Here is a 9,869-nt window from a genome sequence, read left to right on the forward strand (position 1 = left end):
GAAGGCCCGAGCATTGAGGTGGTGGCGCAGGATGTTACCGAAGAAGCGGTGAGTACCGATACGGTGGTAGCCAACTTCAGCTCTAGCGATCCGGAAGGCGATGTTCAGACTTACCAGTTATTAAATAACGATGATGGTTACTTCGTTCTCGATAGCCAGCAAGTGAAGTTAACCGCAGCCGGCGTGGCGGCGGTGAATGACGACAGCTTAAACTTAAGCGAGCTGAACATCAGCGTAGAAGTCACCGCCAACGGCAAGAGCGCCAGCGACAGTGATGTGGCAAATATTTTGCGTGTGGATGAAGGCCCTTCAATTGACGTAGTAGCGCAGGATGTCACCGAAGAAGCGGTGAGCACCGATACGGTGGTAGCCAACTTCAGCTCTAGCGATCCGGAAGGGGATGTCCAGACTTACCAATTATTAAATAACGATGATGGCTACTTTGTCCTCGATGGCCAGCAAGTGAAGTTAACCGCAGCCGGCGTGGCGGCGGTGAATGATGACAGCCTGAATTTGAGCGAGCTGAACATCAGTGTAGAAGTCACCGCCAATGGCAAGAGTGCCAGCGACAGTGATGTGGCGAATATTTTGCGTGTGGATGAAGGCCCATCCATTGAAGTGGTCGCTCAGGATGTCACCGAAGAAGCGGTAAGCACCGACACAGTGGTGGCCAACTTCAGCTCCAGTGATCCTGAAGGCGATGTTCAGACTTACCAGTTATTAAATAACGATGATGGTTACTTTGTTCTCGATGGCCAGCAAGTGAAGTTAACCGCAGCCGGCGTGGCGGCGGTGAATGACGACAGCTTAAACTTAAGCGAGCTGAACATCAGCGTGGAAGTCACAGCCAATGGCAAGAGCGCCAGCGATAGCGACATTGCTAATGTGATAAGAGTAAATGAAGCGCCAGATGCCCAGAATGATGATTTCTCTCATCTAGAAGCCGGACAAACGGTAGACTTAGATTTATTGGCTAACGATTCGGATCCCGAAGGGGATGGCCTAAGCATTCAATCCATCGACGGGCATGCTCTCAGACCAGGCTTTGCTCAAGATATTGTATTGGCTCAAGGTGTCGTGCATGTGAATGAAGCGGGAGAGTTTTCTTTCACCGCTAATGCCGATGCTAGTGGTGGTGTAGCATTCTCCTATGTCGTGCAAGACAGTTATGGCAATCAGAGCTCAGCCCAAGTCACTGGCAATGTGATTAATTTATCTAGCGATGTGGCGCAAGTCGCCGAATCAGGTTTAACTAACGGTTCTCAACCCAGCGAGGCCGATACTTTAGCTGAAGGGAACTTACTGAGTAACGATCAGGGTCTACAGGACGGGCTAGTGCTTACTAGCGTGACTTATGACGGCCAGCCCTACACGCCAGATGCCAACGGGGTGATCAATATTTCCAGCGCTTATGGTGAATTGAGTGTTTATACCGCCGATTATAACGGCCACTCTGCTGGTGATTATCAATACCAACTTACTCAAGCGAATCTAGCTGGTGATGATGTGAGTGAGAACTTTACTTACATCGTCAGTCAACCAAGTAGCGGCTTTGTAAGTGAGAGTCAGCTCAAGGTGAGCATTTTAGATGACCAACCGATTGGTAGCGATATTGTTCACAGCTTTACCTCTAGCCCTGAGCCCGCCACCACCAATTTAGTCTTGGTTTTGGATACTTCTGCCAGTATGACCAATGGCGAGCACGGCGATGGATTAAATTACTTGAATATTGCGGTGGAAGCGCTAACGGCCTTGATTGAACAAGCCGATGAACGAGGCAATGTAAATATTCAGATTATCGGTTTTTCAGACAATGTAAAAAGCAGCGGCTGGATTAGCGACAACGTTGCCGAAGCGATTGAATTCTTAAACGATCTCAGTTCTGGCGGAGGCACTCACTATGATGCCGCGCTGAATGAAGTGATTGCGAGTAGTGGCACGGACCAACAGCCTAGTGCCGATAATACTCTGCTTTACTTTATTTCCGACGGTGAACCGAACCTGGGTTATGGTATTGACGATACTGTTCAGTATCAAGGGGAGAGCGGTTTAACGGCTTGGGATAACTTTGTTCGAGACCATATTGATACCAGCTATGGGATAGGCATAGGTAAAGCCGATCTAGAAGTGCTCAAGGATGTCGCTTCGGAGTCAGCCAGTGATGAATACGCCTTCATTGTGGATGATCCTAATGACTTAGCCATTACTATTCTAGAAACCTATTTAGATGGGCAGGTTGAAGCCTCCTTAGGTTTGTTGCGTACCGCCTCTACAGACGGCTTCATGGTGGGGGCCGATGATGGTTTTGTTAGTGAAATCGTGGTGGATGGTGTTCGCTATACCTACGACCCTGACGCGGATCCAGAACAAGCCAAAACGCTCAATCTAACCACTGCCTTGGGTGGCTTGTTGATGCTGAACTTTGTTACTGGCGCGTATTCTTACGAGCTTGATTTGGCCGCCGATGGTTGGGGGCAGCAAGAAAGTTTCACCGTTACGGTCACTGACTTCGATGGTGATGCGAACTCTATCGATTTAGTTATTAATACTCAATTTGAAGCCGTGGTTGACGCTAACCGTGACGTGATACTAACCAACCAAGATGGTCATTCCACCATCACTGTGCCAAGTTTAGCCTTATTGTGGAATGATACTGGCCATAACATCAGCTTTGACGGAGTGGATAACCCTGTGGGCGGCAGCGTCAGTGGTAGTGATGAAATCCGCTTTGATTCCGATGATGGAGTGGGTTTAGGCATTCACGATAGCAATTTTGAAACTCAGCAGCTGTCGATTATTGCTGGAGCTGAGGATGTAGACTGGGTTGACTTCTTAGGGCACCGCACAGTGGACTTAAGTGATCGTTCATTGTTTAGCCTTAATGATGGCAACATTCCGCAAATTATTCGTGATGGTTATTCCTTTACCTACCAGAGTGAGCTCGAAAACGATAGCGATGACAGCAACCTTGCCGATCAAGATTGGATCAAAGTCAGTCTGGCTGAAGGTGAGACCTTATGGGTCAATATGGCCTTTGTCAGTGGTGCCGAGCGGGTCAAAGTAGATGCTTTTATTTTCGATGCCGATGGTAATCAATTACTCACCGATAATGGAACTAACAAGTTCACCGAAGATTGGCAGGGCCCGCGCGGTAGCTTTACCGCTCCTGCAGAGGGCGAGTACTACATCCAAGTACAGGCCGATAACGAGCACGATAGTGGTTGGTATCAACTGCATTTAACTATCGATACCAGCAACGCGGTGTACCAAAAATCTTTTGATACGGATGTTCAAGAACAATTTGACTATACCATTATCGGTGACGGCGTTATGGATAGCGCTAGCGCCGAGTTAGTAGGGGTGCATGGTAAGTCCATTGACGGTGGCGACGGCGATGAAGTACTGGTGGGTAATCAACACAATAATACTCTGAGCGGTGGCGGCGGAGATGATGCCTTGGTTGGCTATGCCGGAGACGATCATCTCGACGGTGGCGAAGGTGCTGACTTGTTAATCGGTGGGCAAGGCAATGACATTCTTACTGGCGGTGATGACAGTGATATGTTTGCTTGGCTGGCAGGAGATGAGCAGGGCAGTAGCAACGATACAATTACCGACTTTACTCTTAAGGCTGATGGTGATGCCGATGTGCTTAATCTTAGCGATTTACTACAAGGCGAAAACGAGAGCAATCTAGAGTCTTATTTGTCCTTTGAAACGGTAGATAACGGCACGAGCATCGATACCATTATTTCTATCGATATAGACGGTGTAGATAACGGTGCATCTGTTCACCAAACTATTACCTTAGTTGATGTAGATTTCAGTGGCATGAGTGATAGTGAAATCTTGAGCCAATTACTTGATGATCAACAACTTAATATAGACAAATAGCCCCTCAAATTAGGCTACACTGATGGTTGAAGGGAAGCTGGGGCTTTCCTTCAATGTTTTGACTATTTAAAGGAAGCTAGGTGCAGGACGCGAAAAAACAGCACGCATATCGTGATTTAGATATCACGGCCAAACAGATTGACCCGCTACTGAACAGCTTAGTGTTCTTATCTAAATATTATGGCAAGCCGTTTTCAGCCAGAGCCCTATCGGCGGGCTTGCCGCTGGAAGACGGTTTGCTGACACCTGCTCTGTTGCCGCGGGCTGCTTTGCGCGCGGGTATGGACGCTACCCTCGTTAAAAAGCCAATTAATAAGATCCCAGATTTATTATTGCCGTGTATTTTATTGCTGAAAGACGGTCGCTGCTGTGTGTTGTTGTCGCGTGATGAGAAGCAACTGGAAGTAGCTTGGCCAGAATTGGCCGATGGTCATGAACACATTGCATTGGAACAATTAGCCGAGAGTTATACCGGGTTTTGTTGTTATGTTCGTAAACGCTATCGCTTTGATGACCGCTCTCCTCAGTCCTTAAGCAACAAGCAAGGGCACTGGTTTTGGAATACCCTGCGCCGCTCTGCACCGATTTACCGAGATGCTTTAATCGCCTCGCTATTTTTAAATATATTTGCGATAGCATCGCCTTTGTTTGTGATGAACGTTTATGACCGAGTGGTGCCCAATTCTGCCATCGATACCCTGTGGGTACTCACAGCCGGCATGGCCTTGATTCTTATCTTCGATTTTGCGCTTAAACAAATGCGCGCTTATACCCTAGACTTGGCTGCTAAAAAGTCGGATATTTTGTTGTCTGCACGGATTTTTGAGAAGCTGCTGAATATTAAAGCCGAAGTACGTCCACCGTCGGTGGGAGCCTTCGCAAAGAATGTTCAAGAGTTTGATTCTATTCGTGAATTTATTACCTCGGCCACGGTGGCTGCGTTAGTTGATGTACCTTTTTCTTTGTTATTTCTTGCGGTAATCGGCTTTGTTGCTGGGCCTTTGGCGATGGTACCAGCAGGTGCCGCTGTAGTGATGCTGGCCTATTCGTTTTACATCAAAGGCAAAATGCGTCAGGAGGTGGAACAAGGCAGTCGTTTTGCCAGCCAAAAAAATGCTCATCTTATCGAAAGTTTAAATGGTATTGAGTCTTTAAAACTCGCGGGAGCCGAGAGTCAATTCCAGCACAAGTGGGAAGAGCTAGTGGGCAATATTGCCAACTGGAATATGGCCATTCGCAAGCTGGCTACCTCGGTCAGCAGTGTTAACGCCTTTGTCTCACAAAGCACCACAGTGCTGTTAGTGGTGGTAGGGGTATTTCAAATTTCTCAAGGTTACTTATCTATGGGGGGCTTGGTGGCGGCGGTGATGTTAACCGGCCGAGCCTTAGTGCCATTCTCACAGGTTTCGTTGCTAGCGACTCGCTATAATCAGGCTCAGTCTGCTTTAGAGAACCTAGAAGATATTATGCAGCTGCCGGATGAAAACCTAGAGCGTTACATGCACCGCGCCCACTTCGATGGTGCGGTGAGTTTTAGCGATGTGAGTTTTAGCTATCCCGGTTCAGAACAGCAGGTATTAAGAGATTTGAATTTATCGATTAAAGCCAAAGAGAAGGTGGCGATTATCGGTAAAATAGGTGCAGGTAAAACCAGTATAGAAAAGCTGTTATTAGGTTTTTATTTGCCCCAGCAAGGCGCGATTCGTTTAGACGGGGTCGACCTCAATCAAATTAGTCCCGCCGATATTCGGCAAAAGATTGGCTGTTTGCCGCAAGACATCAATTTGTTTTACGGTTCGATCCGCGAAAACATCACCCTTGGGGTGCCGCATATTGAAGATGAGCTGATCTTTCGTGCCGCCGATTTGGCTGGGGTCACCCAATTTACCGATATCGATCCGCAAGGATTGGACCGTCAAGTGGGTGAGCGTGGCCTGTATTTATCCGGCGGCCAGCGCCAGGCAGTAGCGCTGGCGCGTGCCTTATTGTTTAACCCTCCGGTGCTGGTATTAGATGAGCCAACCAGCAGCATGGATGCGTATTCGGAGAACTTGGTTAAGCAGCGTTTGGCTAAAGTGGCAGAAGATAAAACCTTTATTTTAATTACCCATAAAATGTCGATGTTGGACTTGGTGGACAGAATCATTGTCTTGGAACGAGGCCGAGTCGTCGCCGATGGACCAAAGGCTGAGGTATTAGAGTTATTACGCAGTGGTAAAGTGAGGGCGCCCAGTGAGTAAATCCCAACCGTCTTTATCCGAGTCTGAGCTGCGCTTTGTTGATGACATTAATGCCGCTATTTTAATGAAAACGCCACATCGTTCGCGGCGTTTGTTGTGGTTAATTTTTATTTTGTTCGGCTGCGCCTTATCTTGGGCACATTGGGCCAAAGTAGACGAAGTCACCGTTGGTAGCGGTAAGGTCATCCCTTCTCAGCAAGTGCAAACCATTCAAAACCTTGAAGGCGGGATCCTCAAGCAAATCTTGGTGCAAGAGGGTGACCAGGTTGAGCCTGGGCAAGCGCTATTACTAATAGACGATACTCGGTTTCGTTCCGATTATCGCGAGCAGCAACAACGAGTGATCAATCTACAAGGTGACATTGCGCGACTGAAAAGTGAAATCGGCAGCATCGAAATCAATTCAGATTTGCCACCGGAACAATGGGCTGAGCAGGTAAGGGTAATAGATAAACAGATTGATTTTGATGCGGAATATGCCAAGCAATATCCTGCTGAGGTGTCTGGGCAGCAATTGCAAAAAGCGGCGCGCCTTAATGCTCTCAACAATCAGCTTTCGATTACCGCAGGGCAAATCGAGCAAAAGCAACAAGAGTTGGTGGAGTTGAAATCAAAAATCAACTACCTCGATAGAAGTTATAAACTGGTATTAGAAGAACTCAATATTACCGAGCCGTTGGCCAAAGAAGGTGTGGTGTCTCAGGTCGAGCTATTAAAGCTGCGGCGTCAGGCTAATGATCTGAGTGGTGAGTTAGAAAGCAGTAAGCTGCTCGGGCCTAAGATCCATAGCGCTATTGCAGAAACGGTGTTTAAGCGTCGCGACATAGCCTTAAACTTTTTGAGTGAGGCGCGCCGTGAATTAAACCAAATTCAAGCGCAGTTAGATCCGCTTAGCGAAGGTCAGGTAAGCTTGCGTGACCGAGTCGACAGAACCTCGGTGGTGTCGCCAGTAAAAGGAACGGTTAAAAAAATTCATATCAATACGATGGGCGGGGTAGTGCAGCCGGGTATGAGCATCATGGAGATCGTGCCGATTGAAGATCAGTTGTTAATTGAGGCTAAAATTCAACCGAAAGATATTGCTTTTCTTCGTCCGGGGCTTAAAACTGTAGTTAAATTCAGCGCTTATGATTTCTCTATCTATGGTGGTTTAGATGGTCAGCTGGAGCGTATTAGCGCTGATACCATCGTTGATGAAGATGGAAATAGTTTTTACATGGTGCTGGTGAGAACCGATAAGAATTACCTAGGTAGTGATGGCTCACCTTTACCGATTATTCCTGGCATGTTAACCAGTGTTGATATTGTTACCGGCAAGAAGAGCATACTGGATTACTTATTAAAACCGATTATAAAAGCGCAGCAATCGGCGCTACGGGAACGATAAAACCTGTTTGCTAAATTTTTGTTCAGCAGACAACAAGGAGTGTTAATGAACAAGCTGACTCTAGTATTAGTGGCCAGTATTTTTTTTAGTAGCGGCCCCTTATTGGCTCAATCTTTAGAGCAGGCTGTAGCCAAGGTGCTTACAGAACACCCGCAATTGCAATCTTCGTTTAATCAATTTAAAGCTAGCTCAGAGCGCTATCAGGGAGCGAAAGGCGGCTACTACCCTACGGTAGACCTTACCGCCGGAGCTGGCTGGGAGCAGCATGATACTGGCTCGGTGCGTAATGCCAACCCTACCGAGTTGGGCATTAGTATTCGCCAATTGTTGTTTAATGGTTTTGCCACCAGCGGCGAAGTGTCTCGCACCGAAAGCGAAGCGCTGGCCGACCAATGGCTGCTGTATAACGATGCCGAGAATATTGCGCTGCGAGTAGTGGATGTGTATCTGGAAGTGATTAAGCAACAGCAGTTGCTGGAATTGGCTGAGAATAACCTACAGACTCACTTAGACATTCAAAAAGACATCAAAAAGCGCACCGACTCAGGTTTGGGGTCGAGTGCCGATTACACTCAGGTAAATGGCCGGGTAGCTCGGGCCACTACCAATACCCTTTCGGCAAAAAACAATTTACTCGATGCTGAAGCGCAGTTTTTACGAGTGGTGAACAGTTTGCCACAAGACTTAATTCAGCCCGAAGCTGACCTTGATCTGTTGCCCAGCGATATGGACACCGCCTTAGCCGAGGCGATAAATAATCACCCTACACTGAAGTCGGCGCAATACGATGTGGCCGCCGCCACTGCCGAAAATACCGTCGTTAAGTCGACCAACTATCCGGAAATCGCCTTGGAGTTAGATGGTAACTGGGATAAAAACCCCAATGCTATTGATAACTCTAAGGACTACGAGTTAGCCGCAATGTTACGGCTACGCTATAACCTATACAACGGAGGCACCGACGCCGCAGCAATTCGGCGTAGTGCTTACGATGTGAATCGAGCCAAGGCGGTGGGCGAAGATACACATCGCCAAGTGACCGAAGGAACCCGTTTGGCTTGGAACGCGTGGGATGTCCTGTTAAGACAAAAATCCTTTTTGCAGCAACATGTAGAGGCAAGCTATCAAACGGTGCAATCCTACAAGAAGCAATTCACACTAGGTAAACGTAGCTTGTTAGATGTGCTGAATACTGAAAATGAATTGTTTGAGGCGCAAAATGAGTACATTCGTGCCGACATCGACGAGTTACGCGCTAAATATCGTATTCTCAATGCCACCGGTAAGCTATTACATGCCTTGCGAGTAGAGCGCCCACAAGGTTGGGAGTTTGAATGAGGCGGTTAACGTTGGTGCTGCTAATGGCCAGCTTGGCTGGTGGCTGTAGCCAAGCTATTAGCCCATATACAGGCTTGTCGGCAAATTATGATCGCCGCGACCAAGACAGTGATGGGGTGATTAACCAGCGAGATCGCTGCGCCAATACTGAGTTGGGAGCAAAAGTTGATAATTACGGGTGCTCGGCCTATCAGCGACACGATGATGGCTATGAATTAATGGTGTTTTTTGAGCACGATAGCAGTCAGTTGGGCAGTGAGTATTATGCTCAATTGCAGCAGGTGGCCGATTTTTTAAATCGTTACCCTCAAGTTAAAATCAGTGTTGAAGGTTATGCCAGTGCCTCGGGTGCGCAACAGTACAACTTAGCGCTTTCGCAGCGCAGAGCACAGCAGGTGCGGCTGTTGTTGCTCGACAACTATGGAATAGCCGCCGAGCGGGTCGAATTACAGCCCTATGGCGAAGCCCAACTGCTGGTGGAAGGGGCAGATGCCCAATCGGAAGCGGCTAATCGCCGAGTCCGCGTTTATGTGCAGCAGCAATATCGAACGGTGGTACCCAAATGGTCTGTTTATACACCTCACTTAAAACAATAGGCTAAGCATGTTGCGGCAACTAGCCTTTGGCTGGCTAGCTTTTATTTTATGTCCCCTATTGCTGGTTGCCGCTAATTATCAATTAGAGGAACTGGCCGCCACGGTGCGCTCTTTTTATGGTGAAAAGGCCGAGTTAAGAGTGCGCGCTTGGCGACAACTCATCGCCGATAGCAGCCAACTCAGTGAGACCGACAAGCTAAGCTCGGTGAACGATTTTTTTAACCAGCTGCAGTTTGTTGACGATATCGAAGTGTGGGGACAAAAAGACTACTGGGCGACGCCGGTTGAGTTTTTAGGTGCTGCCGCTGGTGACTGCGACGACTTTAGTATTGCCAAATATTTTTCTTTAATCGAGCTGGGCGTGAGTGATGATAAGATGCGCCTAGTCTATGTTAAATCATTGACTTACAATCA

General features: G+C 47.7%; 6 protein-coding genes. All 6 read left to right on the forward strand.

Annotated features, from left to right (window positions below; genetic code table 11):
* Nucleotides 1-3,894, forward strand: a 3,894-nt coding sequence (locus ACQY6Q_RS15050; RefSeq protein WP_427982609.1) for a type I secretion C-terminal target domain-containing protein, incomplete at its 5' end; no start/stop codon positions are given.
* 80 nt (nucleotides 3,895-3,974) lie between these two features.
* Nucleotides 3,975-6,134 carry a type I secretion system permease/ATPase gene (locus tag ACQY6Q_RS15055; RefSeq protein ID WP_427982610.1) on the forward strand — a complete coding sequence of 720 codons (2,160 nt, stop codon included), beginning with the start codon at nucleotides 3,975-3,977 and terminating at the stop codon, nucleotides 6,132-6,134.
* Entirely contained in the window at nucleotides 6,127-7,521 is a 1,395-nt protein-coding gene (locus ACQY6Q_RS15060) for an HlyD family type I secretion periplasmic adaptor subunit (RefSeq protein WP_427982612.1), read from the forward strand. Before ACQY6Q_RS15055 ends, ACQY6Q_RS15060 begins: the two co-directional genes overlap by 8 nt.
* A gap of 45 nt (nucleotides 7,522-7,566) precedes the next feature.
* A complete protein-coding gene (locus ACQY6Q_RS15065; RefSeq protein ID WP_427982614.1) occupies nucleotides 7,567-8,859 on the forward strand; it encodes a TolC family outer membrane protein in 1,293 nt (430 codons plus the stop codon).
* Nucleotides 8,856-9,455, forward strand: a complete 600-nt coding sequence (locus tag ACQY6Q_RS15070; RefSeq protein WP_427982615.1) for an OmpA family protein — start codon at nucleotides 8,856-8,858, stop codon at nucleotides 9,453-9,455. The genes ACQY6Q_RS15065 and ACQY6Q_RS15070 overlap by 4 nt, the downstream gene beginning before the upstream one ends.
* A 7-nt stretch (nucleotides 9,456-9,462) precedes the next feature.
* Nucleotides 9,463-9,869: transglutaminase-like cysteine peptidase (locus ACQY6Q_RS15075; RefSeq protein WP_427982617.1), on the forward strand; the 407-nt coding region annotated here is incomplete at its 3' end.

This window comes from Agarivorans sp., from assembly GCF_050295395.1.
GTDB lineage: Bacteria > Pseudomonadota > Gammaproteobacteria > Enterobacterales > Celerinatantimonadaceae > Agarivorans.

What these genes read in the sequence shown, in the direction of transcription:
- ACQY6Q_RS15065 (WP_427982614.1), top strand. Translation starts at nt 7,567, where the DNA reads ATGAACAAGCTGACTCTAGTATTAGTGGCCAGTATTTTTTTTAGTAGC.
- ACQY6Q_RS15070 (WP_427982615.1), top strand. Translation starts at nt 8,856, where the DNA reads ATGAGGCGGTTAACGTTGGTGCTGCTAATGGCCAGCTTGGCTGGTGGC.